The sequence below is a fragment of the Verrucomicrobiia bacterium genome (genome assembly GCA_019634625.1).
GTDB lineage: Bacteria > Verrucomicrobiota > Verrucomicrobiia > Limisphaerales > CAIMTB01 > CAIMTB01.
In genome coordinates this window covers 1-16,293 of the sequence record JAHCBA010000053.1, presented here as the reverse complement: position 1 = coordinate 16,293, position 16,293 = coordinate 1, and the positions used below count along the sequence as shown (strand labels likewise).

Here is a 16,293-nt window from a genome sequence, read left to right as displayed (position 1 = left end):
CTGCGGATCGTCCGGTCGAGGCGATGGAAGGCCGGGTCCTCTTCAGAACCGGGTGCCTGGCGCAGGGTCCTGCCTTCGAGATCGAGCCACACGTTATGTGGAAACCCCCATGGCTTTCGCTCGACTCCGTCCTCCGGCGGCACGGGCGAAAGCTGAGCATTCAAACAGTGGCACCTCGCATGGCCGCAGACGCGCAGGGTGAAATCGACCGGAACATCGTCCACCGATGCCGGTGCCGGGCCATCGGAAAGCCGAACCCGGAGGCGCGGTTCCGCCCGGTCGGGCGTACGCCCCGGGAGCCAGAGCAGTTCGAGAGTGTGTTGCATCGAGATTTGCGTGCCTCACGACAAGTGTCTCAGAGCCGTCGCGTGAACCTCAAGGCGCGAGAGGGTGCGTCGATCGGGGGGGGGCACATCTCAGTTTTTTGCAGCAGGCCTCGTACTCGTAATCGTACTCGTACTCGTAATCGTACTCGTAATCGTACTCGTAATCGTAATCGTAATCGTAATCGTAATCGCCCTGCCCCTGCCCCTGCCCCTGCCCTCGCCCCCCCAGTTCCCACGCGGAATGGGAGGTTCGAACAAGATCGAACCCATCGGGCCCGCCACAAGGCGGCACTCGAAAAGGTGTGCCTGCGGGTTCGAGGACGATTACGAGGACCGCCCTTCGGGCTGAGTACGAGAACCCACGAGGGGAGGTTTGGGCAGGTTCCAAGGACCTGAGATGCGACCAAGTCGGGCAAATAGACGGAAATGGCATGCATATGCACGGAAGTCCCGACGATTTTGGGAGGGTGGGACGGCATGGAGTGGGTGTGGCGGGTTGCAGGGAGGGGGATGGAGGCTCGGGCGGAGAGGTGAGGCAAATGAACGGAAATGGCGTGCATATGCACGGAAGTCCCGACGATCTTGAGGTCCCCGGCGGCTTGACCGGGGGTGGGGGGAGTTCGCAGTGTCGGCGCATGAAGATCCCGATGGCGCTGGTTGGGCTGGTGGCCTTGTCGTGTGCGGCCGGGGCCGGGACGCGCGAGTTGATCAGCTTCGAGCGGCGGGTGCTGACGCAGGAGTTCTGGGCGGAGGGGGCGGCGGTGGGGGACATCAACCGCGACGGCCACCAGGATATCGTGTGCGGCCCGTATTGGTACGCGGGGCCGGAGTTCAAGGAACGCCGGGAGATCTATCCGGCGACGCAGAGTTTCAAGGTGAAGCGGGCGGATGGCACGGAGGAGACGATTCCGGGGTACGAAGGGGGGCTCGGGAAGAACAACACCTACTCGGACAACTTCATCGCGTACGTGGAGGACATCGATGGGGACGGCTGGCCGGACGTGCTGGTGCTGGGATTTCCCGGGGCGGAGTCGTGGTGGTACGAGAATCCGCGCGGGGGGACGGGGCATTGGAAGCGGCACCTGGCGCTGGACGTGACCGACAACGAGTCGCCGACGTTCGTGGATCTTACCGGGGATGGCCGCAAGGAGATCGTGTGCAGTTCGAAGGGGTCGTACGGGTGGGCGTCGCCGGACCCCGCGGATCCGCGCAAGCCGTGGCGGTGGCGGAACCTGTCACCGAACCGCAACTACCATCGGTTCACCCATGGGCTGGGGGTGGGGGATGTGAACGGCGACGGGCGGCTGGACGTGATCGAGAAGGACGGCTGGTGGGAGCAACCGGCGTCGCTGGAGGGCGATCCCGTCTGGAGACATCACCCGTACCTGTTCGGGACGGGCGGGGCGCAGATGTACGCCTACGACGTCGATGGGGACGGTCGGAACGACGTGATCACCTCGCTGGCCGGGCATGGGTTCGGGCTGGCGTGGTTTCGGAACGTGCCGGATGGGAAGGGCGGAATCACGTTCGAGGAGAACACCTTCATGAACAAGGAACCGGGTGAGAACCGGTACGGGGTGAAGTTCTCCCAACTCCACGCGATCGATCTGCAGGACATCGACGGGGATGGCTTGAAGGACATCATCACGGGGAAGCGGTTCTGGGCGCACGGTCCGACGGGCGATCCGGAGCCGGGGGCGCCGGCGGTGCTGTACTGGTTCCGGTTGGTGCGGGAGGCGGGCGGGACGGTGGATTTTGTGCCGTACCTGGTCGATGACGATTCCGGGGTGGGCACGCAGGTGATGGCGACGGACGTCACCGGGAATGGCCGGTTGGACATCGTGGTGGGGAACAAGAAGGGGCTGTTTCTGCACGTCCAGAAGGTGCGTCGGGTTCCGGTGTCCGAGTGGGAGGCGGCGCAGCCGAGGGTGTGGACTGAGGCGGCGGGGAGGTAGGGGACCTGAAACCTGAAGTCTGAGACCTGAAACCTGAAGCCTGAAACCTGAAGCCTGAGACCTGAGGCCTGAGACCTGAGGCCTGAGACCTGAGGCCTGAAGGCTGAGAGCTGACAGGGTACCTGCGGCCGGTGGGGTGGTATGAGGTGTGTCCGCAGGGCGGGTCCGTGAGGCGTTGTTCAAGGGGTGAACGCCGAGATGCCTGCCGTCGGAGCGGGCCGGGTTCCCAGGGGATGACCCTTGGATGAACCGCAATGCATGGACTCGCTCGTCCTTCCGGAAGTGAAGCGAGGGTGTGAAATCGGAGGGCCGAGTTCCACAAGGCCGCAAGGGGGTGGAACAATGGGATCAGGACTCGTCCCTCCGAACCGCTGCCTCCGCACTGGCAACGAGCGCATTGAGACGAACGCTGACGCCGCCCTCCGCCCTCCGCCCGCCTTACGCCCGGGCGTAGGAGGCGACATCCTCGATGCCGCCAATGCGGGTGCGCTGGGCGACGAGGGGTTCGGAAGGGTTGCGGTAATCGATGCCGGCGAGGCGGGTGAAGATGTCGAAGAGGTCGGTGTTGCGGAGGAAGCCGCGGAGTTGGTCGGCGCCCGGTCCGATGGCGGCCAGGGGGGCGAGGTCGGAGGTGTGGGCGGTGCCGGTGAAGCCGATGCCGAGGTGATTGGCGAGGAGCTGGCCGAGGGCGGCGACGTCGGAGTTCATCTGGCCGTAGAGGGTGGAACCTTTCTTGTCGAGGAACGGGAGGAAGGGCTCGACCTGGGTTTCGTCCGGTTTCCAGCCGGTGGATTCGGCGAGGACGGCGGCGGCGGCGGCGGGCGTGGGATCCTTGCGGAGACGTTCGAGGAGGATGGGGAAGGAGGCGCGGACCTGGGCGACGCGGGCGAAGCAGGCGGAGCTGTCGCGATAGCGGGTGCCCATGCCATTGAGGCCGAGGTTGGCATTGCCATGGTCGGTGGTGACGACGACCAGGGTTTCGGGGTGGCGCTGACGGAAGTCGAGGGTGACTTCGAGGGCGTCGTCGAGGGCGATCTGGTCGCGGAGGGCGCCGGCGGCGTCGTTGTTGTGGCAGGCGTGGTCCACGCGGCCGCCTTCGACCTGGAGGAAGAAGCGGTCGTGGGGGAGGAGGCGGTCGAGGGCGCGGGCGGTCATTTCCGCGAGGGTCGGGACGTCGCGTTGTAGATCGGGCTGCTGTCGATGATCGACGGAGTAAGGGAGGTGTCCGGTGGCGAAGACGCCGAGCCAGGGGGAGTTGGAGGGTGCGGCGAGGAATTCGGAGCGATTGCGGGCCACGGAGTAGCCGGCGGCGGCGAATTCGGCGAAGAGGTCGTGCCCGTCCTTGCGCCGGGCGGGATCGAAGTGGTTGCGGCCGCCGCCGAGGAGGACCTGGATGCCGGTGCGGAGGTATTGGGCGGCGATGTCCTCGCCATGATCGCGATCGGGGACGGCGACGGCGAAGCCGGCGGGGGTGGCGTGGGTGATTTCGGTGGTGGTGACGAGGCCTCGGGCCCAGCCGGCCTGGTTGCCCAGGGTGTAGATGGGGACGAGAGGCTGGCCGGCGGAATTGACGTTGAGGACACCGTTGAGGACGCGGGCGCCGGAGCCCCAGCTCGAGGAGGCGGCGGCGGAGTCGGTGACCAGGGAATCGAGGGAACGGGTCTCCATGAGGGCGGAGTGGGCAGCAGGATCCCGGAGGAGCCGGAGCCAGGCGAGTTCCCGTCCATGTTCGAGCTGGGAGAGGTGATCGGCACAGGAGAGGGTGCCGAGGCTCATGCCGTCGGAGACGACGAGGATGATGCGGCGGGGGGCGCCGGGGCCCAGGCGGGCGGGGCGGGAGGGACGTGCGGATTGGGAGGCGGTGCGGGAGGGGGCGGCGCAACCGGCGACGGAGCCGGAGGCGGCGACGGAAGAGACCTGGAGAAAACGGCGACGGGTCAGCATGACGCAAGGGAGGATGGGAGGGTGGGGGAGGGGTTCAAGGTTTTCAGGCTCCGGACTGGCTGGCGTAGTAGGCATCGACGCGGGCGGCGACGTCGCGGAAGCCGATATCGACTTCGTAGATGAGTTTGAACTGTTCGACCGCCTCGGCGGGGCGGCCCATTTTATCGAGGACGCAGCCGAGTTCGTACACGAGGTCCATTTTCTCCTCGTCGAAGGCGGGGCGTTCCTTGATGGCGGTCTGGAGGGAACGGCTGGCGATGTCGTACATGCCGCGGCGGGCAAAGCATTTGGCGAGGAGGGCGAGGGCGGAGGTGCGGCGGTTGGGATGGGCCTGGGCTTTCTGGAGTTCCTGGATGGCCTCGGTGAGGCGGCCGGCGCGGAAGTGGAGTTCGCCGAGTTCGTAGCGGAGGGCGAGATCGGAGGGATAACGGGCGACGCGTTCGCGGCAGTCGGCGAGTTCAAAGTCGTCGCGTTCCCGCTGAATCGCGGCGCGCTGGTCCTCGGCGTCGGGGGCGGCGGGATCGACGGAGGCGAGACGGCGGTCGAAGAGGAGGAGCTGGACCTGGGCGATGGCCTTGTCGAGGGAGGGATCGGAGCGGCCCTCGGTGGCGGCGAGGCGGCGGTAGGTTTCGAGGGAGCGGTCGAGGTCGCCGCGCTGGGCGGCGAGTTCGGCGATGGAACGGAGGAGTTTGAGGTTGGAGGGTTCGCGTTCGAGGCGCGCCTCGTATTCGGCGAGGAGGGCGGCGGAGGCGTCGGCGGGCTGGGCCTGGCGGGATTCCTGTTCGAGGGCGGCGGCCTCCCCCGGGTTGCGGAGGGCGTCGCGGTAGGTGCCGTCGCCGGCGGCGAGGGCGGCGTAGCCCTTGTTGGAGAGGGTGCGGTTGGCGCCGAGGTCCTTGTAGGCGCGGGCCACTTCGAGGTCGGCGGGATTGGCGGCGAGGAGATCGGCGTAGATGCGGTCGGCGCGGGAGATCTGGCCGGCGGCGACGAGGGCTTGGGCGAGGCGGAGGGCGACGCTGCGATTGGAGGGATCGTTCTTGAAGACGATTTCGAGGGAGAGGACGGCGGTGCGCGGGAGTCCGGCGGCCATGGCGGCGCGGGCGAGGAGTTCGTGGGCGGCGGCGTGGCGGGGGTCGGAATTGAGGACCTGTTCGGCGTGGTGCAGGGCGTCGGGGGGGTTGGTGCGGAGGGCGATCTGGGCTTTGGCGAGGGAAGGGGAGGCCTGGCCCAGGAGGCGTTTGAAGAAGCCCGAGCGGTTGCCGGAGCGGCGGAACTGGGCGGCGCGGAGGGCCTCGCGGCACTCGTAGAAGGCGGGTTCCTTCTGGAGGGTGAGAGTGAACAGCTCGATGGCGTAGTCCAGGTTCTCCTTGTGGTAGGCGACCATGCCGCGTTCGAACTGTTCGCGCAGGGGGCGCGGGATTTCGGGGAGGGACTTTTCCGGCATAGGACGGGGGCAGGTTAACCTGTCGGATGCCGGATTCCAAATCGCGCGTTGCGGCGGGTTTTGGGGGGCCGGTAAGCTGGCCGGGCATGAAGCTCTCCGCGCGGTGGATCTATCCCACCGCTTTTATTTGTCTGTTGCTGTCGGGTGCGGCGGCGCTGGTTTACCAGGTGGCCTGGGCGCGGTATCTGTCGCTGCTGCTGGGGCATACGAGTTACGCGGTGGTGGCGGTGCTGGTGGCCTTCATGGGGGGATTGGCGCTGGGGAACTGGTGGTTCGGCCGGTTTGCGGACCGCACGACGCGTCCGCTGGCGGTGTATGGGTGGCTGGAGGTGGGGATCGCGCTCTACGCGCTCTTTTTTCCCGTGTACTACGAGCTGTGCCAGAGGGGATATGTGGCATTGGGAAGCGGGGTGGCACCGGGAAGCCAGTGGCTGCTGGTGCTCAAGTTTCTGTTCAGCTTCGCGGCCATTCTGCTGCCGGCGACGCTGATGGGCGGCACGCTGCCGGTCTTGACCAAGCTGGTGACGCGGTCGCTGGGCGAGTTGCGGGAGCGGGTGGCGGGGTTGTACTTCATCAACAGCCTGGGGGCGGTGGCCGGGATCCTGATTGCGGACTTCTGGTGGATCCCGTCGATGGGGCTGGATGCCACGGTGTTTGGCGGCGCGGTCATCAACGGCGTGGTGGCGGCCGTCGCGCTGGTGGTGAGTGCCGGGTTGCAGGAAGGGCGGGAGGTGCGGACGGCTGGGAAGGTGGCGGCGGATGAACAGGCGAAAGAACCGGCGGAGGGGCCGGCACCCGGGGACGCCACGGCGGAGGAGGTGTATTCGCCATGGGAACTGCGGCTGGCGATCGTGGCAGCGGGGTTGTCGGGATTCGTGGCGATGCTCTACGAGGTCGTCTGGACGCGGGTGCTGGCGCTGGCGCTGGGGTCGTCCACGCATGCGTTTTCGATCATGCTCGTGACCTTCATTACGGGGATTGCGTCGGGGGCCTGGGTGATCGGGCGCTGGCGGCGGTTAAGGCGGGTGTTCGATGCGTTTGGGTGGGCGGAGCTGGCGCTGGCGGTGACGCTCTTCGTCTCGATGTTCTTCTATCATCTGCTGCCGTACTGGTTCGTGCGGCTGGGAACGGTGGTGGCGCGGGAGCCGGCGAACCACCTGGTGTACCAGGGGCTGCAGTTGCTGGTGTGCTTTGCCGTGATGTTTGTGCCGTCACTGTGTCTCGGGATGACACTGCCGCTGGCCAGCCGGGTGGCGACCTCGGAGCTGGCGAGGACCGGGCGGAGTGTGGGGCTGGTCTTTTCGGTGAACACCCTGGGGACGGTGCTGGGGGCGGCGCTGACCGGGCTGGTATTCCTGCCGATGCTGGGGCTGGCGAAGGCCTTTGCGCTGGGGGTTGGGCTGAACCTGGTCATTGCGCTGGCCGTGCTGCTGCGCCGGAACGTGGCGATGCGTTCGGCGGTGGTGTGGGGATCGCCCGTGCTGGTGGTGGGACTGATCGGCCTGGCGCACGTGGCCTTGAGCCCGACCTGGGACCGGGCGCTGTCGCTGGGGCTGTGGCGGCTGGGCACGCCGCCGCGGACGCTGGCGGAATACCGGCAGATGATCAACGAGGTCATCGTGTTCTATCATCGGGACGGTCCGGGTTCGACGGTGCTGGTGCATGGGTGGACCAACCGGGTCACCGGCGTGGTGGATCTGACCTTGCGGGTGAACGGCAAGGCCGATGCGACCAGCCGGGGCGATCTGCCGACCCAGTTGCTGGCGGGACACATCCCGATGCTGCTCAAGCCTGACATCAAGGAGGCGATGGTGGTGGGCATCGGGAGCGGGATGACCTGCGGAGCGATCCTGACGCATCCCGGGGTCGAACGGCTCGATGCAGTGGAGATTTCGGCGGACGTGTACATCGCGGCGCGGGATCATTTTGCGCCGTTCAACGACCGGGCGCTGGAGGATCCGCGGGTGGAGGTGATCCTGGACGATGCGAAGTCGTTTCTGCGGACGTCGGGGCGGAAGTACGACCTGATCGTCAGCGAACCGTCGAATCCGTGGATGGCCGGGGTGTCGGGGGTGTTCAGTGTCGAGTACTACGAAGCCTGCCTGGCGAGTTTGAAGCCTGGGGGAGTGCTGGTGCAGTGGGTCCAGATTTACGAGACCAGCGAGGAGGCGGTGAACACGGTGCTGGCGACCGTCCGCTCAGTGTTTCCGTTCTTCTCGCTGTGGCAGACGCTGCCGGGCGATCTGCTGCTGGTGGCTTCGGCGGAACCCCTGCGATACGACCTGGAGGCGACGCAGCAGCGGTTCGACGAGCCGGCGGTGACGGCGGATCTGCGGCGGGCGGACATCTTTCAGTTGTCGGTGCTTCTCGGACTCCAGTTCGTGTCCGAGTCGAATGCGCCGTTTCTGGCGCCGGAAGATGCGATTGCGCACAGCGATTTCTATCCACGGCTGGAGTACCTGGCGGAACGGGCGTTCTTCGTGCGGGCATTCTCGCGGTTGGTCGATGATTACAACGAGGCCACCTCGACGCGACCGCGGCTGTTGGTGGGGCGGCATCTTGAGGAGAATCCGCTGACCGTGACCGACGCGCAGTCGTTCGCCCTGTTCCACACCTCGCACCAGCTGCCGCCGCCGCGGATCATGCGGTCGATCACCGAGCGGTGGCGGGAGCTGGATCCGTCGTCGCTGCTGGCCGTCGAGTTCTCGGGGAAGCTGGACCAGCCCCTGCCGGTGTCGGAGCTCGAGGCATTGCGGATGCGGAAGGTGCGGGACGAATTGTTCGAGCGGGCGGCGACGGAGCCGGAACCGCTGCGGATCTACTCACGGCACCTGATGCACGCGTACCGGGCATTGCGTTCGGCGTTCTACCAGCCGCCGACCGAGGAATTGATCGAGGTGCTGGACCGGCTGGTGGAAACGGATCCCGCCCATCTGCAGTCGCATCTCTTACGCCTCGCGGAGATCGCCTGGGATGTGGGGGACGAGGCGACTTTTGTTCAGCTCGCCGCGGATTCATTTCTGCAGTCAGCGGGTGCGCCGGCGGTGGGCCGGTACGAACTCGACTTCCAGGCGCCTGGACGGGTGTTGTACCTCCTCATCGACCTGCTCTGGCATGCCAACCGATTCGAGGATGCCTACGGCTGGTGTCGGGCGGCCCGTGAGGGGCGGTTCCTCGAGCGGGGAAGCCGGTTCTACAATCCCATGCTGGCGGTGGTGGTTCGCAAGGTCGAGGCAACCCTGGCTAGCGCAGCGGAAGCAGCGGGCGTTGGCCCCTGATGGAAAGCCGCGAAAGCCCCTTCAACTGCCCGGCTTGACCGGCGGCACGGACACGAGATCGGCCGGGAGTTGGTCGGGCAGAAACGTTTCGACCGTCAGGCGGAGGAGGCTGTGGGTCGGCACGCCGAAGTCGAGAGTGCCGCCCGAGCGGTCCACCAGGACCCCGACCCCCACGGGACGGGCACCGTGGGCGCGGACGATGTCGAGCGTTTCCCGCACGCGACCGCCCTGGGTGATGACATCCTCGACCACCAGAACCGGTTCGCCGGGTGCGAGCCGGAATCCGCGGCGGAGGGCGAGCCGGCCTTCGACCTTTTCCGCGAAGATGAAACGGAGGCGGAGTTGCCGGGCCACTTCCTGCCCGATGACGAGGCCGCCCATGGCGGGGGCAATGACGGTGAGCGCCCCGAGGGAACGGAGCGGGTCGGCGAGGGCGGCGCCGAAACGTTCCACCGTGGGCATGTCCTGGAGCGCGAGGGCGCACTGAAAGAACTGCCGGCTGCGGAGTCCGCTGCGCAGGATGAAATGGCCGTCCAGCAGGGCGCCGGTGCTGCGGAAGACATGGAGGACTTCGTCGGTGGACATCGCAGGCCGAGTCAATCAGGGCGCCAGCCATCGGGGAAGGGTGAGGTCGCAGCGCCCGGGCGTTGCGGTGCATCCCGGAGTCGTGGGGGGGGGAGGCAGCGAATCGGAGGGACGAGCTCCGCGAGTCCTCAATCCATCGCACCACTCCGCTGCGGCCTCGTGGAACTCGGCCCTCCGAAGCGCCGCCTGGCGAAGTGGGCGCCTCTCCCCACAACTCCGCGAAACACGGCCCCGACCCCGATCCGCTGCGACTTCCGGACAACTCGCAGATGCGCCCTTTGCGGGGTGGTGGTGATCGACAAGCGGGAAGAGCGGGGGCGGTGGCATTCAGTGGAGCAGGGGGGGGGGCTGAAATTCATCGCGGGGGGAGGGGTGTCAGGGGAGGAAAAGGACGCAAACGGCGTGCCTATGCACGCAGGTTTGGGCGATTCAGGGGGATGAGATGAAGAGGCAGGGGGAATCGGCGGCGGCGGGTCGGGCCTGGGTTCGAGGTAGGATTAGGGGGGTGGCGGTATGGGGGGGAGGGGGCGCAAACGGACGCAAACTTCGTGCATATGCACGAAGTTTGCGTCGATTCATGGGGCGGGACGGGAACGAATGAGGCGGTCGGGGACGCAGCGGGGAAGGAGCAGGCCGGATGACACCGCGCTCACGGCTTGGGCCGCCCAAGGAAGGTATTGCCGGTCGATTTGGAATGACGCCCGCAGATGGGATGCCTGATGAGCGGGCCATCGGCTGGGCTGGGCAACTCATCCCCGGCGCCCAAGTCTTTCACTCCCACCCAATCGCGACGTCTCCGGGCGTCGGCCAGCAGACTCAGACCGAACGGCAGGCGAAGACCCAATCCCAATGCCGCGTTCTCCAGGGCAAGGATCGCTTGCAGGCAGGCGCCGCCAATGGCCGATGAGCGGTGCAGATCCCCGCGCGGCGTGGCCCCGTCCGAGACCCCCTGGCGTCGGGACAAGCGCCCCCGCGCCAGCCGAAGCGCCGCGATCATCGGGAACAGGCACATGTTCCAGTACGACATTCGTTCGAGTGCGAATCCGGCTGACCTCAGTCGTTCCGCGAGTTCCGCCCGTCGGTAGCGTCTCCGGTGTTGATTGACCGCATCGTGGGGTCCCCAAAGGGACGGGAATGCCGGCACGAGAACCAAAAGGACCCCGGATGGGCGAAGGACCCGGTGCCACTCCCGCAAGGCTCTCTCTTCCTCGTCGATATGTTCGAGAACGTCGGTGGCGATGAGCAGGTCAAATGACCGGCTTGCGAAGGGCATGGCGGTTGCGTCGCCAACGGTGACATCGGCTCCTCCCTTCTGTCGGCAGGTGGCGATGGCTTCCGGGCTGATGTCAATACCCTGGACCCGTGTGTACCCCAGTCCTGTCAGGGACCGGAGTGTCGCTCCCGAGGAACATCCCACATCCAGCACGTCTGCATTCCTGTCCGGGCAGGCTCGCGTCACCAGGCTCGTGATCAAGCGACGCCGCGCCCGGAACCACCAGTGCTCGTCCTCCAGATCGAGGTGGATGGCTCGAAACTCAGATTGCATGGACGGTAGAGGCACGACGGTCGCGGTCGCGGTGGCGGGCGAGGCTGCGCCGCAGCCGGATCAGTCCCCGTACGTCGGCAATCGCGGTGGACCATATCCTCACCCGGGTGTCGGTGTCGTCCACCCATCGGACCGGCAGGTCGAAGATCCGATACCCGAAGCGCTCGGCCAGGATCAGCAGTTCGGTGTCCAGGAACCAGCCGTCGTCCTCGACCCGGGGGATGAGTTCCGTCGCGGCGGTCCGGGTGAGGGCCTTGAACCCGCATTGGGCATCCGAGAAGCCGGTCCGAAAGAGCATCCGGACCAGCCGGTTGTAGCTGCGCGAGAGCATCTCCCGCTTCCAACCGCGCGAGGTCAGGGAGGGCTTGAGCAGGCGCGAGCCGGCGGCCAGGTCGAAGCCCCCGCCGATGAGCGACTCCACCAGTGGAGGAAAGGCCGCCAGGTCGGTCGAGAGGTCCACATCCATGTAACTCAGGATCCCCGCGCGGCTCCCGGTCCAGACCGCCTTGAGGGCGCGGCCGCGCCCCTTCCGCTCCAGATGGACCACCCGCACCCGTTCATCGGTGGCGGCCAGGGCTTGGGCCACCTCGATTGTGGCATCGGTCGAGGCGTTGCTGGCGATGACCAGTTCGAAGTCGAACCGGCAATGGTCCCGCAGGAACGTCAGCAGCCGCGGACCGTTCCGGCTCAGGCGCCGTTCTTCATTGAAGACCGGCACGGTGACGTTGACCCGGATGGCGTCCGTGTTGGTCGTCGAGGGTGTGCGCGTCGCCTCCATTCACGCGCTCTCCGGTTCGGGTTTGGGCTGTACGATGGCCCGGACGAGATCCCTTCCGACCAGCACCAGGGCGGCGGTCATGAGGATCGCGAGGAAGGGACGCGGCACCGGCTCGCGCTCGAACAGGTACGGCAGGTAGGTGAAGAACGAACAGCACTGCACCGCCGCGGCAACCCTCCAGCCGCCCGGCACGAAGAAGGCATACGCGATGGAGAAGACATCGGCCGCGTAGAAGTAGCGTTCGTGCATGCCCGGGAGGAAGTACGGCGCGAACAGCGTGGAGAAGGTGGCCGTGGTCACCAGCCAGGCCCGGCGATCCATCGAGGCGGGCTGCTGCATCGCGAGGATCAGGAAGACGGTCACCACGAGCGTGAGGACGATGCCGGTCGTATGGAACGTGTCGTAATGCGCGTCGGACAACCACTGGTACCAGTTGGTCGCTCCCACGGTGAGCTTTCGGAAGAAGGGGGTTTGCCGGCCCCAATGCAGCATGACATCGAGCACCGGCCGCCCCGCCAGCACCGCCGGCAGGCCGACGAGTGCATAGACCCCGACGGGCACCGCCGCGTGCTTCCACGGGATGCGGATCAACGGGAAGGCGCCCACGAGAAACGGCATCAGGAAGATCGCTTGAGGCTTCAACGAGCCGGCCAGCCCGAAGGCCACCATCGCGGCCAGCGGCCGCCCGCTCATCAGGTAGTACAGGGTCGCCACCAGTGCGGCGGTGAACATGGCATCGCATTGACCCCACACCGCGCTGTTGAACCAGACGGTCGGCAGGAAGAGGACTGCGCCGGCGGCCGCCCAGGGCCTTGGCCCCTCCGGAAAGCGGCACCGGACCATCCGGAACAGGAACCAGGCGAGGACATAGTCAGCGGCAATGGAGAGGAGCTTGATCGAGTAGAGCTTCGGCAACGGGAGGAAGGTGGCGAGGGACAGAAGATACAGATACAGCGGAGGGTAGTTGCTGAAATCGTCCTTCAAGGCCGTCCAGCGTCCGTGCTCGACCAGATGGTCGTACCAGACGCTCAAAAAGGCGCGGTAATCGCCGCTCGAATAGTCGAGCACACTCAGCCGCAGCAGGAGCGATCCCATCAGCAGGACATAAACCCACGCAACCTGCATGGCCCCGGGGGCAGGCCCGGGTGGAGGCAAGGCGGGTTTGTCCGGGCTCATGTCGAGGGCGACCCCTTTCCGCCGGTTGGAGTGGTCGGCGAGGCGATTCCTCCCGGGATGCGGTCCGGGTTGGGGCATGGCTCGCCGGCTTCATGCGACCCAACGGACGCCGACCCAGGTCGGGTGTCGGGATCGCCCGCGGGCAGGCGGCGCCACAGCCAGACCGCCAGTCCGACGATGACGACTTAGTAGAGCAGGACGGAGGGGTAGGGCCGCAAGCCGAGAACCAGCCCCAAATTTGGGGACACCTGCCCTTCCAGAAACAGGGGCAGATGCAGGTCCAGGAGCGGATTGGGGTGCCGGTTGTAGGCAGGGCGTCCACAACCAATGCACCGCCCGCGCCCTCTGCTTCGTCTTGCTCAACGCCGGCAAGAGCATCCCCGCCAGGATCGCGATGATCGCGATGACGACTAGGCTGTCTCGGGCGTTCTATAACCCAAGACTCGCGGCGACACCTCCCGGGCTCGGGGCCTTTGCTGGGTGGAGCCGTTTGTGAACATACAGCTCAAGCCAAGGGTGCTCGCTCACGAATACGTACCGGTCGGAGAGCAGATTCTGCCACTCCATCGTTGGAGTCTCTGATACCTTGGGTAGAAGCAGCATCTCAGGGTCATAGCGTTCTACAAGGGCGGTGACATCCTCTTCCCGAATCCTTCCGGCCAGAAAGCGTTTTCGAGACAGAATTATTAGCTCAGGCGGCATAGGAATGCCGCTACGAAAGGCGTAGACGAGGCCAGGACCTCTCGCGAATACCCATTTCGAGCTTGCGGCATATTTCCCGATAATAGAAAGTAGCTCGTCGTCGTGCCTCGCGCTTTTTGGGCTCACCAGTAACACTTCCCGGCTGAAAAGGGTAACCCCAAAACTGACCCACAGAGCTACCACTGCCAACAATCCAAGTGCTGCCGACCCATCAACTTGGCCAAGCACCCTCGCAGGTCTGCTTCCATCGCATTCGTCGAGTGGAAACCTTTGCTTTCGCACGGCCCGGCTCAAATAATTCATTCCCAGGGCGGCCAGCATAGAGATGGGAATCGCGAGATGGACATTGTAATACCACCACCAAGGGCGATGAGAAATATGGACACTTGTAGCAAGGAGGACAGTGGCGAATATAAAGCTACGGTTACTCCAGCCTTTGTATTTAAGGCTGGAGACCAAGCCGACGCCCGCCGCCAGCAAAGCTCCGGGTGCATCTAGAAGCTCTGTCCAGTTGATGCCCATGTTCGAATACTCCTTCTCGAATGCCGTACTCCTGGCTTCCATGTGGGAATTCCACAGGAGGTCCCAAGAGGCGTGCGGCAATGCAAGAGCCAAGGCAGCACTACAAAGCACGAAGGCCCCTCCAGCAACAAGCCAATGCCGCGCCTGTCTCGTCTCTGTGAATAGCATTGTTGCTGCTAGTGCAGGCATCACGATTATAGCTGTGAACTTGATGTTTACCGCCACGCCGAGTAGCAGCCCACAACCCGCTGCACGGATACTCCGGAAGTTGCCTTCGGGCGTCACTGCTACGCCAACCGCACACATGGCCACTGAGAATGCAATTAATTCGCACATCGCGGACATCGACAAGCCCGGAATGCTGGGCCACGTAATAAATATCAGCACGCACGTCAAATAGGATGGCCATTGGGATTCCCTGGGCAGGAGTCGGCACATCATCGCCAAGAGTAAACCCGTCATCGCCAAGCTGGCCAAGCGGGGCGGCCAAAGCTCCGTTCCAAATACTCGGATGAAGCCGCCGAGTGCCCAGGTATATAGGAAGGGCTGGTCGTTCCACATGTCTCCGACCCGGCCTGGCTCGTGGACGTACAGAAGAGCCTTGCAGAGTTCCATTCCTTCGTCGCCGCCGAGCACGAAGGTGCTGCGGAAGGGCACGGCCATGACAATAATCAGAAGTACGCCTGCTATGATCAGGGGTACCTGCAATTTGCCTGCTATGTGCTTCATGACGCAATTCTCCCCAATCGGGAATCGCCTCCAAGTAGGCTCCACAAACCAACTAGAACGAACCAGATGGAAATTGCAAGTACAAGGCGGTCCTGAAACCGCACAAGCCAGGGAAACCAGTCCAAAATGTTACCTAAACATGGACAAATGTGATTTGCGTCGGCCCACCACCCAACAAGCCGATACACAAGAAAGATTGCTCCTAGAGTGGCTAGCAAGGCTGCTGTGCGCGACCGCGAAAGCCAAAGCATGCCCGCGAAAGCCGCTACTACTTCGATCGTGCCCAAAAGTAAAAAAATCTGTCGAAACTCAAGGCCCGTTACCTGGTCGCGCACACTCAGGATCCTCGATTCATAAAAGAGGCTAGCCAGCTTCGCGACTCCAAGAAGTGCAAGAATGAAGCATGGCAGCCCGTTCGGAGTGGATATCCTTTGGCTTAGCGAAACCATCATGACATTCGAGCAGAAGAATTCCCTATTCATGAGAAAACAGCGTCGTGGTCGAGCGAACAGGTAGCCGAAGTGCGCAAAGCCCGCTTGACGGACGACAGCTTCGGCCAAAGCGTCTAGGACGCTCTACAACCGATGAAAACCCTTTGTATGGCTCAACTCCATTCTGGCGCCCGACTCGATTTCCGCGGTCGACTCTAAGGTACACCCTATTGTTGCATAAGATGTTGAGCTCCCTTGCCACTCAAACTTCCTTTCAACCGCGTCTGAACTAGTGCGATGACTCACATGAGTAACGGATGTCGGGTAATGGAAGAGGCACTTCCAGTGCGGGTTTCCGCGATGGAGCAGAGTTCCGACTTCCCAAATGTTGGCATGCTTATTGCACGGTCTTTCGCCAGCTTTTTTTGCAGGGATGGGGTACAGTATGTCATGCTCTTGCTGAATACAGGCCTCGATATGACTACAGATTACGCAGCCATGGGGTGCCAGGTGCCAGAAAGTGTGCTACCCCAATTCGCCTATTTCGGCGTAAGGGCGCCTAATTGTAAGCCCGCCCGTCGAGACTGGGAATAGGCTGTCTCTGAGGCAGATCAATACTAATAATTCGGACAACTCAGTTCAGATGCTGCCGCCAGAGCAGTAGGTACCAGTCGTTTGTGCGCCATGGTAGAACGTTCCGGTAAGATTTCTCGTGAGCCCGGAGGAATTCGTTGCGGTGCACTTGTAATAGCAGTATAACCAAAAAGTGGTGGTGTAGCTCGAGCTGCCGTATGTCGCACTGGAAACCCATGGATATTTTTGTCCCGCAGGGGACAGTTGGCCTACACAACTCCAACCTGCATCATTAAGCGGAACAGTC

The 16,293-nt window shown here is 64.4% G+C and carries 10 protein-coding genes; 2 read left to right on the top strand and 8 right to left on the bottom strand.

The features are described from left to right. Positions 1-375 precede the first annotated feature (375 nt). A complete protein-coding gene (locus KF833_21765) occupies positions 376-618 on the bottom strand; it encodes a hypothetical protein (GenBank protein MBX3747944.1) in 243 nt (80 codons plus the stop codon). Positions 619-961: 343 nt separating this feature from the next. Between KF833_21765 and KF833_21760 the strand changes: the two genes are divergently transcribed. Continuing rightward, on the top strand, positions 962-2,281 hold the full coding sequence (locus KF833_21760; protein MBX3747943.1) for a VCBS repeat-containing protein: 1,320 nt from the start codon (positions 962-964) through the stop codon (positions 2,279-2,281). Positions 2,282-2,719: 438 nt separating this feature from the next. Here KF833_21760 and KF833_21755 read toward each other — a convergent pair whose 3' ends face one another. After that, positions 2,720-4,225, bottom strand: coding sequence for an alkaline phosphatase (locus KF833_21755; protein ID MBX3747942.1), 1,506 nt, complete (start codon positions 4,223-4,225; stop codon positions 2,720-2,722). A gap of 43 nt (positions 4,226-4,268) precedes the next feature. Next, the gene (locus KF833_21750; protein ID MBX3747941.1) at positions 4,269-5,666 is read right to left on the bottom strand and encodes a tetratricopeptide repeat protein; all 1,398 of its coding nucleotides are present in this window, start codon (positions 5,664-5,666) and stop codon (positions 4,269-4,271) included. An 86-nt stretch (positions 5,667-5,752) separates the two neighbouring features. Between KF833_21750 and KF833_21745 the strand changes: the two genes are divergently transcribed. Then, entirely contained in the window at positions 5,753-8,944 is a 3,192-nt protein-coding gene (locus tag KF833_21745) for a fused MFS/spermidine synthase (GenBank protein ID MBX3747940.1), read from the top strand. A gap of 21 nt (positions 8,945-8,965) precedes the next feature. On the opposite strand, the gene pyrE is transcribed toward KF833_21745, so the two are convergent. From pyrE to KF833_21720, 5 genes are all read right to left on the bottom strand, one after another. Continuing rightward, positions 8,966-9,529: an orotate phosphoribosyltransferase gene (pyrE, locus tag KF833_21740; protein MBX3747939.1), complete on the bottom strand. Its 564-nt coding sequence runs from the start codon at positions 9,527-9,529 to the stop codon at positions 8,966-8,968. A gap of 649 nt (positions 9,530-10,178) precedes the next feature. Continuing rightward, the gene (locus tag KF833_21735) at positions 10,179-11,075 is read right to left on the bottom strand and encodes a class I SAM-dependent methyltransferase (GenBank protein MBX3747938.1); all 897 of its coding nucleotides are present in this window, start codon (positions 11,073-11,075) and stop codon (positions 10,179-10,181) included. Further along, entirely contained in the window at positions 11,065-11,853 is a 789-nt protein-coding gene (locus KF833_21730) for a glycosyltransferase family 2 protein (protein ID MBX3747937.1), read from the bottom strand. The genes KF833_21735 and KF833_21730 overlap by 11 nt, the downstream gene beginning before the upstream one ends. After that, positions 11,854-13,107 carry a DUF2029 domain-containing protein gene (locus KF833_21725; GenBank protein MBX3747936.1) on the bottom strand — a complete coding sequence of 418 codons (1,254 nt, stop codon included), beginning with the start codon at positions 13,105-13,107 and terminating at the stop codon, positions 11,854-11,856. It abuts the gene before it with no gap. Between the two features lie 351 nt (positions 13,108-13,458). Then, positions 13,459-14,982 (bottom strand): glycosyltransferase family 39 protein, encoded by a 1,524-nt coding sequence (locus tag KF833_21720; GenBank protein MBX3747935.1) that lies wholly within the window; start codon positions 14,980-14,982, stop codon positions 13,459-13,461. Between the last annotated feature and the right edge of the window lie 1,311 nt (positions 14,983-16,293).